General features: G+C 73.8%; 15 protein-coding genes. 9 read left to right on the forward strand and 6 right to left on the reverse strand.

All coding sequences use genetic code 11. The features are described 5' to 3' along the window. Positions 1–18 precede the first annotated feature (18 nt). Positions 19–1,053 (reverse strand): hypothetical protein, encoded by a 1,035-nt coding sequence (locus BLW43_RS05255; protein WP_093249757.1) that lies wholly within the window; start codon positions 1,051–1,053, stop codon positions 19–21. Positions 1,054–1,311: 258 nt separating this feature from the next. Beyond that, positions 1,312–3,219, reverse strand: a complete 1,908-nt coding sequence (locus tag BLW43_RS05260) for a PAS domain-containing protein (protein ID WP_175478766.1) — start codon at positions 3,217–3,219, stop codon at positions 1,312–1,314. Positions 3,220–3,323: 104 nt separating this feature from the next. Here BLW43_RS05260 and dapF point away from each other — a divergent pair, with 104 nt between their 5' ends. The 5 genes from dapF to BLW43_RS05285 all read left to right on the forward strand — a co-directional run bounded on the left by dapF (position 3,324) and on the right by BLW43_RS05285 (position 9,072). Beyond that, positions 3,324–4,160 carry a diaminopimelate epimerase gene (gene dapF / locus BLW43_RS05265; protein ID WP_245730927.1) on the forward strand — a complete coding sequence of 279 codons (837 nt, stop codon included), beginning with the start codon at positions 3,324–3,326 and terminating at the stop codon, positions 4,158–4,160. Further along, a complete protein-coding gene (mtaB, locus tag BLW43_RS05270; RefSeq protein WP_093249765.1) occupies positions 4,157–5,422 on the forward strand; it encodes a tRNA (N(6)-L-threonylcarbamoyladenosine(37)-C(2))-methylthiotransferase MtaB in 1,266 nt (421 codons plus the stop codon). The genes dapF and mtaB overlap by 4 nt, the downstream gene beginning before the upstream one ends. A 658-nt stretch (positions 5,423–6,080) precedes the next feature. Further along, on the forward strand, positions 6,081–7,529 hold the full coding sequence (gene ftsY / locus BLW43_RS05275; protein ID WP_093249768.1) for a signal recognition particle-docking protein FtsY: 1,449 nt from the start codon (positions 6,081–6,083) through the stop codon (positions 7,527–7,529). After that, positions 7,526–8,263 (forward strand): glycosyltransferase family 2 protein, encoded by a 738-nt coding sequence (locus BLW43_RS05280; protein ID WP_093249770.1) that lies wholly within the window; start codon positions 7,526–7,528, stop codon positions 8,261–8,263. The genes ftsY and BLW43_RS05280 overlap by 4 nt, the downstream gene beginning before the upstream one ends. Continuing rightward, positions 8,260–9,072 carry a glycosyltransferase family 2 protein gene (locus BLW43_RS05285; protein WP_217632100.1) on the forward strand — a complete coding sequence of 271 codons (813 nt, stop codon included), beginning with the start codon at positions 8,260–8,262 and terminating at the stop codon, positions 9,070–9,072. Before BLW43_RS05280 ends, BLW43_RS05285 begins: the two co-directional genes overlap by 4 nt. On the opposite strand, the gene BLW43_RS05290 is transcribed toward BLW43_RS05285, so the two are convergent. After that, positions 9,018–10,166, reverse strand: coding sequence for a glycosyltransferase family 4 protein (locus BLW43_RS05290; protein WP_175478767.1), 1,149 nt, complete (start codon positions 10,164–10,166; stop codon positions 9,018–9,020). The two genes, BLW43_RS05285 and BLW43_RS05290, sit on opposite strands and share 55 nt — an antisense overlap. Positions 10,167–10,262: 96 nt before the next feature. On the opposite strand from BLW43_RS05290, the gene recG reads away from it, so the two are divergent. From recG to BLW43_RS05310, 4 genes are all read left to right on the forward strand, one after another. Continuing rightward, complete coding sequence (recG, locus tag BLW43_RS05295; protein ID WP_093249775.1) at positions 10,263–12,347, forward strand: ATP-dependent DNA helicase RecG; 2,085 nt, start codon at positions 10,263–10,265, stop codon at positions 12,345–12,347. 234 nt (positions 12,348–12,581) lie between these two features. Then, positions 12,582–13,319: a hypothetical protein gene (locus BLW43_RS05300; protein WP_093249778.1), complete on the forward strand. Its 738-nt coding sequence runs from the start codon at positions 12,582–12,584 to the stop codon at positions 13,317–13,319. Further along, positions 13,304–13,975 carry an alpha/beta hydrolase gene (locus BLW43_RS05305; protein ID WP_093249782.1) on the forward strand — a complete coding sequence of 224 codons (672 nt, stop codon included), beginning with the start codon at positions 13,304–13,306 and terminating at the stop codon, positions 13,973–13,975. The genes BLW43_RS05300 and BLW43_RS05305 overlap by 16 nt, the downstream gene beginning before the upstream one ends. 181 nt (positions 13,976–14,156) lie before the next feature. Beyond that, on the forward strand, positions 14,157–14,741 hold the full coding sequence (locus BLW43_RS05310; protein ID WP_093249786.1) for an HNH endonuclease: 585 nt from the start codon (positions 14,157–14,159) through the stop codon (positions 14,739–14,741). On the opposite strand, the gene BLW43_RS05315 is transcribed toward BLW43_RS05310, so the two are convergent. The 3 genes from BLW43_RS05315 to BLW43_RS05325 are packed head-to-tail and all read right to left on the reverse strand — an operon-like array spanning position 14,708 to position 16,430. Next, entirely contained in the window at positions 14,708–15,223 is a 516-nt protein-coding gene (locus tag BLW43_RS05315; RefSeq protein ID WP_175478728.1) for a disulfide bond formation protein B, read from the reverse strand. The two genes, BLW43_RS05310 and BLW43_RS05315, sit on opposite strands and share 34 nt — an antisense overlap. Continuing rightward, positions 15,220–15,801: a YqaA family protein gene (locus BLW43_RS05320; protein WP_093249789.1), complete on the reverse strand. Its 582-nt coding sequence runs from the start codon at positions 15,799–15,801 to the stop codon at positions 15,220–15,222. The genes BLW43_RS05315 and BLW43_RS05320 overlap by 4 nt, the downstream gene beginning before the upstream one ends. 56 nt (positions 15,802–15,857) lie before the next feature. Further along, the gene (locus BLW43_RS05325; RefSeq protein WP_093249792.1) at positions 15,858–16,430 is read right to left on the reverse strand and encodes a GNAT family N-acetyltransferase; all 573 of its coding nucleotides are present in this window, start codon (positions 16,428–16,430) and stop codon (positions 15,858–15,860) included. Positions 16,431–16,447 lie beyond the last annotated feature (17 nt).

Below are 16,447 nucleotides of genomic sequence, written 5' to 3' on the forward strand. Positions count from 1 at the left end.
GCGTGCGGCGTGGGGCGCTCAGTGCAGCGTCGCCCTGCGCTCGCGCCCGTCCATCACCAGTCGCGTGGGCGCGCGGGGGTCCACGGCCTCTATCGTCATCGCCGCGATCTCCTGCACCGGCCCCTTCGCGCGGCGCACGCCGGTGTCGAGCATCAGCCGCAGCAGGCCGTCGGGATGCAGGGCGCAGTCCGTCGGGGTGATCTGTTCGAAGCCGCGGACGCGCCCTTCCTCCATCTCGGCGAAGGCGAAGACGGCGCCGCCGGCGGTCTGCGCCACGCCGACGCCGGGGGCCAGCGCCGCGGGCGCCTCGCTGGGCGCGCCGCCCGACAGCGCGTCGAACAGGCGCGCGCTGTCCACCAGCCGCGCCGTCAGACGCCAGGCGAGGCCGCGGCCGCGCCGCGCCTCGATGGCGCGCATGAGGTCCGAGTCGGCCACGCGCGCGGCGACCGAGTTCTCGAAGGGCGCGCCGTCATATTCCGCCTCGCGCCAGTCGAGCGCCTGTCCGCGCGCGCCGGCCCGCCAGAGGGGGAGTTCGGCGCGGCCCCAGCGGCTGTCCCACCGCCGCCAGACATGGTCGAGCACGCGGGCCGCCGGCGTCGCGCCGGACGCCATCCAGCGCTCGAAGTCGGCGATGCGCATCGGCGCGCCCGCGTCGCCGAACACCGCGGAGGCGAGCAGCGCCGGCTCGTCGTCGCGCGGATCGGGCGCGGAGGCGGGGTTCTCCACCCCGTCGGCCGCCGGCCAGCCCAGCGCGCGCGGCCAGGCCACGGCGAACTTGAACGCGTGCTCGCGCAGCGTCTCCAGCGCCATTGCCCGCGCCATGTCCTCGGCCTCCGCCCCCACCGGGGCGGGCAAGCCGAAGGCGGCGCGCGCGGCGGCCTCATGGGCCAGCGGGCAGCTGTCGCACATCAGCCCGGCGAGGCGGGCCGCCTCTGCCGCGGGCTTTCCGGCCATCATGCGCGAGAGGGAGATCGGCGTGGGAGCGTCCACCACCGCTTTCAGTCCGCCGCCGCGTCGGGCGACCGTCACGATAAGGGCGCCGCCGTCGATCATGTCGCATCACCGTAGTCGTTTGGGCGACCGCATCGACCCGTGGGCCCGCGGCCATGCGCTCCCTGCCCATATGGCAGGCGCCACATGCGGGAACGTGCTGAGAGAGTGAGCCAACGCCGCGGCGGGGGGCTATGCGATCAAGGCGCCATAGGCGACGGCGTGGCCGCGCGCGGCCCCGAATTGACGAGCCGTCATAGCGGGATGCAGGGCGCCCGCGTCAGTCGGACGCAGCGCCCGGGCCCTCGGCGCCGGCGTCGTTCAGGCTTCGTCCGCCGCCGACGGGGTCGCCGGCGCCGTGAACCAGAAGGCTGCGCCGCCGCCCGGCGCCGCCGCGACGCCGATCTCGCCGCCCATGCCGTGGACGATCTCGCGCGCCACGGCGAGGCCCAGCCCGAGCCCGCCGTGGCGGCGCGTCACCGAGTCGTCGCCCTGCCTGAAGGGCTCGAAGATCGCCTCGCGCTGCGCCTCGGGGACGCCGGGGCCGGTGTCGGCGACCGTGAACCGCAGGGCGCGGCCCCCGGCCTCGGTCCCCGCCGTGATCGTCACGCCGCCGCTGACCGTGAACTTGGCCGCATTGCCGGCGAGGTTGATCAGCACCTGCCGGATCATCCGCGCGTCGCCGCGCCATGTTCCGGACGGAGCGGCGGCGGCCAGCCTGAGCCCCTTCCCGAGCGCGATCGCGCGAATCGGGTCGAGGGCCGCCTCGCACAGGGCGCGCGGCTCGAAGGTCTCGGAACGGTGCACCGCCGCGCCGGCCTCGATGCGGGCGAGGGCGAGCACGTCCTCGATGATCGCGAGCAGGGAGAGCCCGGAGCTCTCGATCGCCTTCAGCCGCGCCACGACCTCCGGGCGGTTTTCGGCGGCGAGCAGCAGCGCCGTCATGCCCAGCACGCCGTTGAGCGGCGTCCGCACCTCATGGCTCATCTTCGCGAGGAAGTCCCGCCGCATCCGCGCGATCTCCTCCGCGGCGGCGCGCGCCTCCATCAGCGCCGACACGTCGCTGTTGACGCCGATGACGCTGGTGGGCCTGCCCTGCGGGTCGCGCAGCGCCGCCGCGCGCGAGCGCCACCACACCCACGAGCCGTCGCGGCGGCGGATGCGATAGGTCTCGTCGAAGGGTTCGCCGTCGATGCGGCACCGGTCCGACGCCGCCATGACGCGCTCGACGTCGTCGGGGTGGAGGCGGCGGAGCCAGCTGTCGAGCAGGTCGGGGAAGCTCTCCGCGTCGTAGCCGAGCATCTCGCGGTAGCGGTCGCTGTACTTGACGCGGCGGCCGGGAACCTCAAGCTCCCAAAGCCCGTCGAGGGAGGCGTCGACGGCGATGCGAAGTCGCGCCTCTCCCAGCGCCGCCTGCGCCTGCGCGCGCTCCTCCTCCGTGACGTCGACCAGCACGGCGACGATCAGCGACCGCGCGTCGCGCCGCAGCGTGGTGAGGCGGGCGCGGTAGGGGCGCAGGGCGCCGTCGGCGCAGCGCTGCTCCACGCGCAGGGCGACGGCGCGTTCCCGCCCCTCCAGCAGCGGCGCGAGGCTGAGCCGGAGCCCGTCAGCGTCGAACGCCGGCCAGAAGTCGGCGGGCCCGACCTCAGAGAGCCGCTCCGCGGCGAGCCCGAGACTGCGGCGGGCCTCCTCGTTGAGCATCTCGTAGAGAAAGCTCCGCGCGTCGAAGATGTGGATCTCGGACGTCACGCTGTCGACGACGTCCGCGAGCAGATCGGCCCTTCGCCGGCTCTCCTCCAGCGCCTTCTCCGCCGCGCGTTCGGCCGTGACGTCGCGCTGTATCGACATCCACAGCCGCGGGCGGCCCGGCTCCCCGCCCTCGACCGGCACCGGCAGATAGCTCGCGTCGACCCAGAACGGCTCGCCGTTCTTGCGATAGTTGACGAAACGCTCGCGGCGCGGGCGCCCCGCCCGACGCGCCTCGGCGAGGCGCGCGATCGTTTCGGCGTCGGTGAGGGGGCCGCGCAGGAAGGCCGGGGTGCGGCCGACGATCTCCGCCGGCGAATAGCCGGTCATCGCGCAGAATCCGGCGTTGCACCACAGGATGAGCGGCGCAGGCGCGTCGGGGTCGGCGTCCACTAGCACGATGGCGTCGTCGCCGTAGGCCTCCGTCTGGGCGATCAGGTCGTCGATCGCTGATTTCGGGAGCTTCACGGCGAAACCCGCCATCCGTGGCATGCGCGCTAGAGCGCGGTGGAACATTCTCACGGCATCTGGATATATGCGGTTTTCCGAATCGGAAAGGCGTCCGGATGCGCGTGGCGTTCCGAAAGATGCACGGAATCGGTAACGATTTCGTCGTGCTCGACCTGCGCGACGGGGCTCCCGCCCCGACGCCGGCGCTCGCGCGCGCGCTCGCGGATCGTCATCGGGGCGTGGGCTTCGACCAGCTCGTGACGCTGTCGCCGGCCGAGGCCGGGTCCGGCGCGGACGCCGTCGTGGGCTTTCTCAACGCCGACGGCTCGCCTTCGGGCGCGTGCGGCAACGGCGCCCGCTGCGCGGCGCTGCTGCTGATGGAGGAGAGCGGGCGCGACAGCGTCGCCCTGCGCACTGAGGCGGGCCTGCTGACGGCGCGCCGCGCCTCCGACGGCTTGATCACGGTGGACATGGGGCCGCCGAGGCTCGGCTGGCGCGAGGTTCCGCTGGCCTTCGAGGCCGACGTCGACGCGCCGCCGCTCTCGACGCCGCATCCGGCGACCGCCGTCTCCGCCCTGTCGATGGGCAACCCCCATTGCGTGCTGTTCGTGGCGGACGCCGAGGCGGCGCCGTTGGAGACGCTGGGGCCGGCGCTCGAGCGCGACCGGCTGTTTCCCGAGCGCGCCAACGTCGAGTTCGCCCAGGTGATCGACCGCGGCGCGGTGCGCGCGCGCGTGTGGGAGCGCGGGGCGGGCGTGACGCTGGCCTGCGGCTCGGGCGCCTGCGCGGTCGGCGTCGCCGCGATGCGGCGCGGGCTGGTCGATCGGCGGGTCGCCGTGCGGCTGGACGGCGGGACGCTGACGATCGAGTGGCCCGAGACGCCCGGCGCCGGCGTGCTGATGACCGGCCCCGCCGCGACGGTGTTCGACGGCGAGCTGAGCGCCGGGTTCCTCGCCGGCGTGGAGGCCGCATGAACGCCCGCGCCGCGCCCCCGATCTTCGAGACCTTCGGCTGCCGGCTCAACGCCTACGAGACCGAGGGCATGAAGCGCATGGCCGAGGCGGGCGGGCTGGAGGGCGCGGTGGTCGTCAACACCTGCGCCGTCACCGCCGAGGCCGTGCGCCAGGCCCGCCAGCGCATCCGCCGCCTGCGCCGCGAGAACCCCGGCGCGCGCCTCATCGTGACGGGATGCGCCGCGCAGACCGAGCCGGAGACCTTCGCGGCGATGCCCGAAGTCGATCTCGTGCTCGGCAACGCCGAGAAGATGCGCCCGGAGGCCTGGACGCCGGATTTCATCGGGGCCGCGCAGCGGGTGACGGTGGAGGACATCTTCGCCGCGCGCGAGACCTCCGGCCACATGCTCGACGGCTTCGGCGCGCGCTCGCGCGCCCATGTGATGATCCAGAACGGCTGCGACCACCGCTGCACCTTCTGCGTGATCCCCTTCGGCCGCGGCGACTCGCGCTCCGCCGCGGCGGGCGAGGTGGTCGAGCAGGTGCGCCGCCTCGTCGCCGCTGGCTACAATGAGGTCGTGCTGACCGGGGTGGACCTGACGAGCTGGGGCGCCGACCTGCCGGGCGCGCCGCGGCTCGGCGCGCTGGTGCGGCGCATCCTGCGGCTCGTCCCGGAGCTGCCGCGCCTGCGGCTCAGCTCCATCGACAGCGTCGAGGCGGACGAGGATCTCTTGGCCGCCTTCGCCGAGGAGCCGCGGCTGATGCCGCACCTGCATCTGAGCCTGCAGGCCGGCGACGACATGATCCTCAAGCGCATGAAGCGCCGGCACCTGCGCGCGGACGCGATCGGCTTCTGCGCCCGGCTGCGCGCGCTGCGGCCCGGGATGACCTTCGGCGCCGACCTCATCGCCGGGTTTCCGACCGAGACCGAGGACATGTTCGGCAATACGCTCGATCTGGTGGAGGCGTGCGGGCTGACCTGGCTGCATGTCTTTCCCTACTCGGCGCGCAGCGGCACGCCGGCGGCGCGGATGCCGCAGGTCGCCAAGCCGGTGCGTCTCGAACGCGCCGCGCGGCTGCGAGCGCTCGGCGACCGGCGGGCCGCCGCCTGGGCGCGTTCGCGCATCGGCGGGCGGGAGGCCTGCGTCGTCGAGACACCGAGGACGGGGCGCACCGAGGGCTTCGCGGAGATCGCCTTCGCAGAGGCGCGTGCGCCCGGCGCGCTGACCGAGGCCGTCGTGGCGGGCGCGGACGGCGCGAGGCTCGTCGCGGCGCCGGCCTGACGCCGCTTCCGCCCGGCAGGCCCCCGGCAGGCCCCCGTCAGCGGCGATCGGTCCCCGATCGCGGCTGACGGCCTGATCCGCCGGCGGCGTCGCTGCGGGTCGGATGCGGGAGCCTATCCCCGACCCTGCGGTTGAGGCGGGCGCCAAGGTCGCCGCCGCCGGCGACGGCCGCCGATCGCCGGCCGCCCATGCCGCTCTCGCCGCGCATTCCCGGCCCGGAGCTTGCGGCCCGCAGGCGCGCGGAACGGCGCGGGACGCGCGCGCCTCGACCCCGCGTCTGAGGGTCGGGTGGCGACGCGCAGCGCGGGCGGCGACGAACGGGGCAAAGGCCGTCCCGATGGGCGCCGGCATGTCGCGGACGGACGGCTTGGCCGCGGCGCGGGCGATTCGCGGGCTCGTCGCGTCGACGCCGGCCCCGCCGATCACCGCGATGACCGGCGCCCGCCATGGCGGGCGAGAGCGAGGGCCCGGCGCCGCAGGGCGTGGACGAACTCCTCCGCCGGCCGATCGAACCAGAGCGCTCGCGAGAAGGCTCAGGCGCGCAGGCGCCGCCGCGCGCCGCCGCGCCGACCGCCTGACCGCGACCGCGGCCGGCGGGCGTCTTTCGCCGCCGCGCGCGGCGCCTTAAAGCTTGCGGCCACGCGACGGAGGCCGCTCGATGTCCTTTTTCAGCAAGCTGCGCCAACGGCTGACCCGCTCCTCCTCGAAGATCGAGGAGGGGGTGGACGCGCTGGTGGGCGGCGGCGATGCGGATCGGGCGGCGCCGGAGCAGCCTGCGGCGCCGCCCGCGCCGGCTCCCCGGTCCCCGGCCGCTCAGGCTCCGGAAACTTCCGCGTCCGTCGCGCCCGCTGCGCCGCCGGCCGCCGCACCGCCCGCTCCGATCGAGGCCGCTCCGATCGAGGCCGCTCCGGTTCCGCCTGCTCCTGTTCCGCCTGCGCCAGACGCCCGGCCTCCCGCATCGCGGCAGTCCGCGGCGCCCGCCGCGCCGCAAGATGAGCGCGCGCCGTCGAAGCCGCCGGAGCAGCCGAGGCCGTCGGCCACCCCGCCTGCGCCGACGGCCGAGCCGGTGAGGCCGTCGCCGCAACCTTCCGGCCAGCAGCCCGCCCAGCAGCCCGCCCCGCAGCCAGCCCAGCAGCCTGGGGCCGCTCCGCCGGCCGCGGCGCCGCCCCCCCGCGGCTTCTTCGCGCGGCTGACGGGCCGCGCCGCGCCGGCGGCCGGGCCAGCGGACGCCGCGCCGCCGCCCCCGCCATCCCCGCGAGAGGCGCCGCGCAGGGCGCTCGACGACGCCATGCTGGAGGGGCTGGAGGAGCTGCTGATCTCCGCCGATCTCGGCGTCGAGACCAGCCTGCGCGTCGCCGCCAACATCGCCGAGGGGCGCTTCGGCCGCCGCGTCAGCGCCGACGAACTGCGCGCGCTGCTCGCCGCGGAGGTCGCGCGCATCCTCGAGCCCGTGGCGCGCCCGCTGCCGATCTACCCGAAACGTCCGCAGGTGGTGCTGGTCGTCGGCGTCAACGGCTCCGGCAAGACGACGACCATCGGCAAGCTCGCCAGCCAGCTGAAGGCGGCCGGCAAGTCGGTGGTGATCGCCGCCGGAGACACCTTCCGCGCCGCCGCCGTCGAGCAGCTCGCGATCTGGGGCGAGCGCGCCGGGGTGCCGGTGATGAAGGCCGAGCAGGGCTCCGACCCCGCCGCGCTGGCCCATGACGCGCTAGCCCGCGCCCAGGCCGAGGGCGCCGACATGCTGCTCATCGACACCGCGGGCCGCCTCCAGAACAAGGGCGACCTGATGGAGGAGCTGGCCAAGATCGTCCGCGTCCTGCGCAAGCGCGACCCCGACGCCCCGCACAACACGGTGCTGGTGCTCGACGCCACCACCGGCCAGAACGCCCTCAATCAGGTGGAGGTGTTCCAGAAGGTCGCCGACGTGACCGGGCTGGTGATGACCAAGCTCGACGGCACCGCCAAGGGCGGCGTGCTGGTGGCGCTGGCCGACCGCTTCGGGCTGCCGATCCACGCCGTCGGCGTCGGCGAGGCGATCGACGACCTGTCGCCCTTCGACCCCGACGAGTTCGCCCGCGCGCTGACCGGAGCGGAGCGCGTCGGATGATCGCGCCCTACACCGTCGTCCTGACGAGTTGCGGCCGTTTCGACCTGCTGGAGCCGACGATCGTATCGCTGGTGGCGACGCTCGACGCGCCGCCGGCCGACTTCATCGTCATCGAGGACAGCGGCGACGAGGCCGTGCGCGAGATCGTCCGACGCGCGGCGCCGGAGGCCCGGGTGATCGTCAACGAGACGCGGCTCGGTCAGATGCGCTCGATCGACCGCGCCTATGCGGAGGTCGGCACGGACTGGGCGTTCCATTGCGAGGACGACTGGGAGTTCGGTCGCCCGGGCTACCTCACGGAATCCTTCGCCTTGCTGCGCGCGTTCCCGCAATTCAGCATGGTGGGACTGAGGGCGCAGGCCGAGCTGAACCCGCTGGTGCGCTCTGCGGCCGTCGAGGAGGCCGAGGGCGTGCGCTTCTTCCGTCTCGACCCGGCGCTGCACCCCGAGTACTTCGGCTACAGCTTCAATCCGGGCCTGCGACGCATGGCGGACCTGCGGGCTCTCGGCCCGCTCGCCGGCGTCGGCGGGGAGGAGGACGTCAGCTGGACCATGAAGCGGCGCGGGCTGCACATGGTCAACCTCGCCGACCCCGCGGTGCGCCACATCGGCTGGGAGCGGCACGTGGACGACCCGACGACCCGCGCCAAGGCCAGAAAGCTCGGCCAGCGCCTCGCCCGATCCTTCCGGAAGCGGATCAAGCGGCTGCGCCGCGCGCTGGGAGCGACCCGGTGACCGCACCCGGCAGGGCGCCCGTCTCGGCCTATGTCCGCACGCTCAACGAGGCGCGCATGATCGCCGACGTCGTCGCGGCGGCCCTCGGCGTCGCCGACGAGGTGGTGGTCGTCGACAGCGGCTCCACGGACGGCACGCAGCGGATCGCGGCTGCGAGCGGAGCGCGCGTGATCGACCAGCCGTGGCTCGGCAACGGGCTGCAGAAGCGCGCGGCGGAGGAGGCGTGTCGGCACGACTGGCTCCTCGACCTCGACGCGGATGAGATCGTCTCGCCCGATCTCGCCACCGAGATCCGGGCGCTCTTTGCGAAGGGCCCTCCGCCGGAGGCGGCCTACGCGCTGCGCCTCGTGACCCAACCTCCCTACGGAGCCCTGTGGGCGGACTTCTCCGTGGCCTCGCGCGTCAAGCTCTACGATCGCCGCAAATTGCGCATGCCGGAGCACCGGGCGTGGGACCAGCTGGAGATGAAGGGCGCGAGGGCCGGGCGCCTGGCGGGAGACCTGATCCATCACTCCTTCACGGGAATCGCGCAGGCCGCCGACAAGCTCAACAAGGTCAGCACCGCGCGCGCGCGAGAGGCGCGTCTGAAGCCGTATCCGGTCGTGATCTGTCGCGTGCTGGCCGCCCTGCCGTTCTACTTCCTGCGCCACTATCTGCTGCGCGGCCTGTGGCGGGCCGGGGTCTACGGCTTCGCGATCTCGATGAACTCAGCCTATGGCCGCTGGCTTCGCGACGTGAAGATGCTGGAGGCCCACTATCGCGCGGGGCGCGGGCCGGGCGCGCAGGCTGCGGGAAAATCCCCGAGATAGTCGCTGATCCGCGCGGGCCAGAGCTGACCCTCCGCATGCTCGCGGGCCGCCGAGCCCAGCCGGGTCAGACGGGCGCGATCGGCCAGGAGCGCGCCGAGCGCGGCCGTGACCTCCTCCTGACTTTCGCCGTCGCAGAGCATCCCGGTCCGTTTGTGCGCCACCGCGTCCGCGGAGCCGCCGGCGTCGCCCGCCAGCGCAGGCGTTTCCGCCAGCGCCGCCTCGAGGTAGACCATGCCGAATGATTCCCGCCGTCGCCCCACCGCCCGCGTCGGCATCGTGAAGAGGTCCGCCGCGGCGTAGAGCGCCGCCTTGCGGGCGCCCTGAACGAAACCGACGAAGCGCACGCGGTCCTCGCAGTTCGTCGTGCGCGCCAGATCCTCCAGCCGGGCGCGATCGGGCCCGTCGCCGGCCACAACCAGCGAGACCTCCGGATGGCGCGCGCTCAGTTCCGGCAGCGCCGCGATGACGCGGTCGACGCCCTTCAGCGGCTCGAGCCGCGCGACGCAGAGCAGCCGGGGGCCGCCGGCCAGAGGCCATGCGGCGCAGGCGAGCGCCTTCTCGTCGTCATCCGCCGGCGCAGGGGCCGCGATGGGCGGCGTGCGCAGGGCCAGCGCGACGCCCGGCGGCGCCAGCGCCTCGAGGCGCTCCAGCGCCAGTCGCGAGGCCGCCAGCACCGTCGTCGCCTTGGCCAGCGCGGCCCGCACGCGCCGCGCGCGCCTGTCGGTCGGCCCTTCGGGCAGTTCGTTGCCGTGCGCGTGACAGACGACCCGCGCCGCGCCGCCCAGCCATGCGTGCTCCAGGCTCTTCCAGCTGTCGGCGTAGACGACGTCCACCGACTGTGCGGCCCATCGCGCGGCCAGCCCCTTGAGGCGCCGGCGCAACGGCCGCGGCCCGCCGAAACGTCTGACCGAGTAGGCCGCGCCGGCGTCGTGCCGGGCGCCGCCGCGCGCCGCATCGGCCAGGACCGTCACCTCAACGCCCTGTCGGGACAGCGTTTCCGCCAGCGCCCCCATCCAGGCCTCGATGCCGCCGAGGCGCGGCGGAAAGCACTGGACCAGCAGCAGGGCGCGACGGCGCGGCATCGGCGCGGGCATTGAGCGGACCTCCTTGGACGGCGACGCTTCTATAGGCTTGGGCCCGGCGACGCGACCCTCCTTCCACCGGTTGCGCGATTGGCCCATGACTGCGTCATGAGCCAGCGCCCCGAAATCCTCTGGCCGCTCTTCGCGGAACTCGCCGACCTGCCCGGCGTCGGCGCCAAGACCGCCGCGCTGTTTGCAAAGCTCGGCGTCGTCCGCCCCGCCGACCTGCTGTTTCTCGCCCCCCATGGCGTGATCGACCGCCGCCTGCGCCCGACCGTGCTGGGGCTGGCGGAGGGCGAGACGGCGACCGTGGAGGTCGAGATCGGCGTCCACCATCCCGCCCGCGCGAAAGGAAAGCCCTATCGCGTCAACGTCCGCGACGCCGAATGCGACTTCCTGCTGACGTGGTTCCACGCGCGGGAGGACTGGGTGCGCCGCATGGCGCCCATCGGCGCGCGCCGCATCGTCTCGGGCCGGGTGGAGATCTTCGACGGCGTGCGGCAGATGACCCATCCCGACCACCTGATGACCGAGGCCGAGGCCGCCGCGCTGCCGCCCTTCGAGCCGGTCTATCCGCTCACCCAGGGCCTGGGGCAGCGCATCGTGGCCAAGGCCGTGGCCGCGGCCCTCGACCGCGCTCCGGCGCTGCCCGAGTGGCTCGACCCGGCCTTCCAGGCGGCGCGGGGCTGGCCGGGCTGGCGCGAGGCGGTGCGTGCGCTGCACGCGCCGCAGGGCGCGGGCGCGCTGGAGGCCGACGACCCCGCCCGCGAACGGCTCGCCTATGACGAACTGCTGTCGCACCAGCTCACGCTGGCCATCGCCCGCGCGAAGTTCCGCCGCAAGAAGGGCCGGCCAAGCCGCGGCGACGGGCGGATGCGCGAGAAGGTGCTCACCGGGCTGCCCTATGCGCCCACCGCCGCGCAGGCCCGCGCCGTCGCGGAGATCGAGGCCGACCTCGCCGCGCCGCAGCGGATGCACCGGCTGCTGCAGGGCGACGTCGGCTCCGGCAAGACGCTGGTGGCGCTGATGGCGATGCTGGCGGTCGCGGAGGCCGGCGGTCAGGCGGCGCTGATGGCGCCGACGGAGATACTGGCCCGCCAGCACGCCGAGGGGCTGGCCCCGCTGGTCGAGGCCGCCGGCGCCCGCCTCGCCCTGCTGACCGGGCGCGACAAGGGGGCGGGCAGGGCGGAGACGCTCGCCGCCGTCGCGGCGGGCGACGTCGACATCGTGATCGGCACCCACGCGCTTTTCCAGCGCGACGTGGCGTTCGACGACCTGCGCCTGGCCGTCATCGACGAGCAGCACCGCTTCGGCGTGCGCCAGCGCATGGAGCTGGGCGCCAAGGGCGCCGCGGCCGACGTTCTGGTGATGACCGCGACGCCGATCCCCCGCACGCTCGCGCTCGCGGGCTACGGCGACATGGACCTCAGCGTGCTCGACGAGAAGCCGCCGGGGCGCACCCCGGTCGAGACGCGCCTCGTCTCGATGGCGCGGATGGAGGAGGTGGTCGAGCGGCTCGGCGCGGCGCTGACGGGCGGCGCGCGGGCCTACTGGGTGTGCCCGCTGGTCGAGGGCTCCGACGTCTCCGACCTCACCGCCGCCGAGGACCGCTTCGCCGCGCTGAAGGCCCGCTTCGGCGACGCCGCGCGCCTCGTCCATGGCCAGATGGCGCCTGCGGAGAAGGACGCGGCCATGGCCGACTTCGTCTCCGGCCGCGCGCGGCTTCTGGTGGCGACCACCGTGATCGAGGTCGGCGTGAACGTGCCGGAGGCGACGATCATGGTGATCGAGCGCGCCGAGAGCTTCGGGCTGGCGCAGCTTCACCAGCTTCGGGGCCGGGTCGGGCGCGGGGCGGGGCGCTCGTCCTGCATCCTGCTCTACGGCCCGCTCGGCGAGACGGCGCGCGCGCGACTGACGGCGCTGCGCGACACCGAGGACGGCTTCCGCATCGCGGAGGAGGATCTGCGGCTGCGGGGGCCTGGCGACCTGCTCGGCGCCCAGCAGTCCGGCGCGCCGCTGTTCAGACTGGCGGACCTCGCCCGCCACGGAGAACTGATGCGCGCCGCGCTGGACGATGCGCGGCTCGCGCTGGCGCGCGCGCCCGATCTCGACGACGCGCGCGGCCGCGCCCTGCGGACGCTGCTCTGGCTGCATGGCCGGGATGTGGCGCTGGGGTTCCTCAAGGCGGGGTAGGGTTCGGTTAATGTTCTTTACAATGGGCGGCAGATATGGAACTTTATGCGAACAAACAGAGTCGCAAAGGGGTTCGCCATGCCGTCCTTCCATCAGATCGCGAGCATCGCCGCCCGCGCGCCCTCCCGCGCCGCGCTCGACGCGCTCGGCATGGCGACGCTGGCGGCCTTCATTGTCGCGGGGTTCCAGTTCGGCTGATGCGTCAGGCGTCCGGTCCCGTTTGCGGGGTGCGGTGTGACGGCGCGGATCATCGCCTGCGCCGACGACGTGGCCGAGGGCGTTGCGGCGCTGAGACGGCTCGACCGGCGCTTTGCGCTGGCCCCTTCGCCGCCGCTCCGGCGGGAGCCCGGAGGCTTCGCAGGGCTGCTGCGCATCGTCACGGGGCAGCAAGTGTCGGTGGCGGCGGCGCGCAGCATCTGGACGCGGCTGGAGACGGCGGGCGCAACCTCCGAGGGGGGGCTCGCGGCACTCGACGACGAGGCGCTGCGGGCGTGCGGCCTGTCGGCGCCGAAGATCCGCACGGCGCGCGGGCTGGTCGAGGCTGGCGTCGATTATCCTTCCCTGGCTGAGGTCTCCGAGGCCGAGGCTATGGCGCTTCTCACCGCCCTGCGCGGCGTGGGGCCATGGACGGCGGAGATCTACCTGATGTTCTGCGTCGGACGCGCCGACGTCTTCGCGCCCGGGGATCTGGCGTTGCAGGAGGCGGCCCGCCGCCTCTTCGATCTGCCCGGGCGCCCTGCGGCGAAGGCGCTTGCGGCCCTCGCGCAGGCGTGGTCGCCATGGCGGGCGGTGGCGGCGCGGCTGCTCTGGGCCTATTACGCGGTCGAGACCGGGCGCGAGGGCGCCCCAGGCGAGACCGGGCGCGAGGGCGCCCCAGGCGAAACCGGGCGCGAAGGCGCCCCAGGCGGGACCGGGCGCGAGGGCGCGCCCGGCGCGGGGACGAAAGGCGGGGCGCGATGGCGAACGGATTGAACGGGCCGCGGCGGGCGGCGGCGTCTGGGGCGGCGCGCTCGCTCGTCGTGCTGCTGCACGGCTACGGCGCCGACGGCGAGGATCTGATCGGCCTCGGCGACGCGCTGGCCGGCGTCCTGCCCGACGCCGTCTTCATCGCGCCGAACGCGCCGGAGCCGTGCCGGGTCAACCCGATGGGCCGCCAGTGGTTTCCGATCTCGTGGATCGACGGCTGCTCCGAAGCCGAGATGAACGCCGGCTTCGCGGCGGCGGCGGACTTGCTGCAGGCGTGGCTCGTCGGGGCCATGGCTGCGGAGGGTGTCGCGCCCGCCGCCACGGCGCTGGTGGGTTTCAGCCAGGGCACGATGATGAGCCTGCATGTCGGCCCCCGACTGTCCGAGCCGCTCGCCGGCGTCGTCGGCTTCTCCGGCAGGCTGGCGGATCCGGCGCAGAGGCCGGTGAGCCGCCCGCCGGTCCTGCTCATCCATGGCGACCGCGACGAGGTGATCCCTGTCGCCGCGCTTGACGAGACCCGCGCCGGTCTCGCCGCGCACGGCTTCGCGGTGCGGTGGCATGTCAGCCGCGGCGTCGGCCACGGCATCGCGCCGGACGGGCTTCAGCTAGCCGCGCGGTTTCTCGCGGAGCGGCTGGGCTCCGGCGTCGCCGCGCCCGCGTAATCAAACTGTCGTGCGATGTTGCTAGGGTCCGCTTGCGTCGGCGCCGCAGGCTCATGTTGAGGGTTCAAACGCGCGCTCTCGCCATATATGGTTGACGGCGTGAGGGACAGGTCGGTCCCGTCCCCCGCGCGCCTGCGCGTCGCCCCCGTGGCGCCGCGCGGTGGGATGGGAGATGTCGCCGATGCAGATGCCGTTCGCGAGCAGTTTCGTCCGAAGTCCCGCGGCGCTCCGCGATCATCCAGCCCTCGTCCTCAATGCCGATTACCGCCCTCTCAGCTATTTCCCCCTGTCACTCTGGCCCTGGCAGGAAGCCGTGAAGGCGTCCTTCCTCGACCGCGTAGTGATCGTCGCCGAATACGATACGACCGTGCGCAGCCCTTCCCTCGAGATCCGGCTGCCCTCCGTCGTCGTGCTCAAGGACTACGTCAAGCCCGCGGCCTATCCGGCCTTCACGCGCTTCAACCTGTTCCTGCGCGACGAGTTCACCTGCCAGTACTGCGGCGCCAAGGGGGAGATGACGTTCGACCATGTGCTGCCGCGCTCCCGCGGCGGCCGCACCACCTGGCAGAACGTTGTCGCCGCCTGCGGGCGCTGCAACCTGCGCAAGAGCGACAAGACGGTGAAGGACGCCGGGATGTCGCTCGCGCGCCGCCCGATGCAGCCCACCGCCGCCGAGCTTCAGAACGTCGGGCGCAAGTTCCCGCCGAACCATCTGCACGAAAGCTGGATGGATTACCTGTATTGGGACGCCGAGCTGGAAGCCTGAACCTTCGCCCGCCCGCCGAAGGGCGACGCGGCGAAGGCTGCGGCAGTTGCGAGGCCAAGCGACGCCACCGCATTCCACGCCGCCATCGACAGCCCGAACAACGACCATGCCGCCTCGTCGCAACGCGCCACCGGCGCATCGCGGATCTGGGCGAGCAGCGCATCGGTGCTGAGCCCGGTGATCGGCCCGGCGGCGCAGGTCGACAGCCCCTCCCACCAGCCCTGCTCGACGCCGACATGGAACATCGCGACGCCGGCGCCGCCGAGAAGCGCGAGCGCCGCCAGAGCTATGGCCCACCGCCAGCCGAACCAGGCGCCGGCGCCGGCCAGCACCAGGGCCGCAACGTGCGGCCAGCGCTGCCACACGCAAAGGGTGCAGGGCGCCAACCCTTCGACGAACTGGAACCACAACGCCGCCGCAAGCAGCAGAGCCGACGCCGCCGCGACCAGCGCGCCGATGGTGCGCGGCCTCGCCCCGGTCACGCCAGCCACCGCACGGCGAGGAATCCGCCGAAGAGCAGCACGATCGAGAGCGTCGCGAGCAGACCCAGCCGCCGCTCGATGAACTCGCGCATCTGCGGTCCGAACTTCCACAACAGCCATGCGATCAGGAAGAAGCGCAGGCCGCGCGCGATCACGCTGGAGGCGGTGAACACCCAGAAATCGAGGCCGGTCGCGCCGGAGAAGATCGTGATCACCTTGTAGGGAAACGGCGTCACGCCAGCGAAAAGCACCGCCCAGGCGCCGTAGTCGTTGAAGGTGAGCGCCATCTCCGCGAACTGGTCGAGCTTGCCGTAAAAATCCAGCACCGGCTTGCCGACCTCCTCCAGCAGGAACGCCCCGAGCCCGTAACCCGCGACGCCGCCCAGCACCGAGGCGACGGTGCACACAGTGGCGATGCGCAACGCCCGGTCCGGCCGCGCGAGGATCATCGGGATCAGCAGGATGTCGGGCGGAATCGGAAACACCGAGCTCTCGACGAAGCTGACCGCCGCGAGCGCCCAGAGGGCGTAGGGCGTCTGCGCGAGGCGCAGCGTCCAGTCGTAGAGAGCGCGCAACATGGGCGGAGCTTTAGCCGCCTCTTCGGCGCCGCGCAATCGCGCTTGCTGCGCCGCGGTCACGCTGGCGCGAGCGTCTTCTCGGCGATGATCAGCATGCGGTCGTCAGGGTCGCGGCGCTCACTCATCCCGAGCTTGCGGGCCAGCCCCCGCATGGGCGCGTTCGAGCGCAGGATCGTCCCCCAGACGCGCCTCACGCCAATCTCCGGGCCGACCGAGAGCGCCGTCTCCAGCGCAAGGCGCCCGAGGCCGGCGCCTTGAAGCCGGGAGGCGACCGAGACGGCGAATTCGGCCGCATCGCCGTCGCCGTCGCGCATCAGCCGCGCGCCGCCGCAGAGCCGATGAGGCTCATCGTCGGCGAAGAGCGCCAGCGCGACGTCGCGCGTCTCGTCCACCGTGCAGAGCCGGCGCGCGAGCGGCATCGGCAGGCGGGGCAGGGCGGCGAGCATCCGGCTCAGGCGGTCGTCGGCGTCCTGCTCGGCGTAGGCCTGCACGAGCGCCGGCGCGTCGGCGGGGGTCATGGAGCGGATGGTGTAGAGCCGTCCGTCCCGACCGCGGCACCGCCATAGCCGCGGCCCCCGGCGCGCGACGGCGCCGGGCGCGAGCGCGGCGTCGGACATGTCCACGGCCATGAGCCCGCTCCCGTCGC

Source organism: Rubrimonas cliftonensis (assembly GCF_900107585.1).
Classification (GTDB): Bacteria; Pseudomonadota; Alphaproteobacteria; order Rhodobacterales; family Rhodobacteraceae; genus Rubrimonas; species Rubrimonas cliftonensis.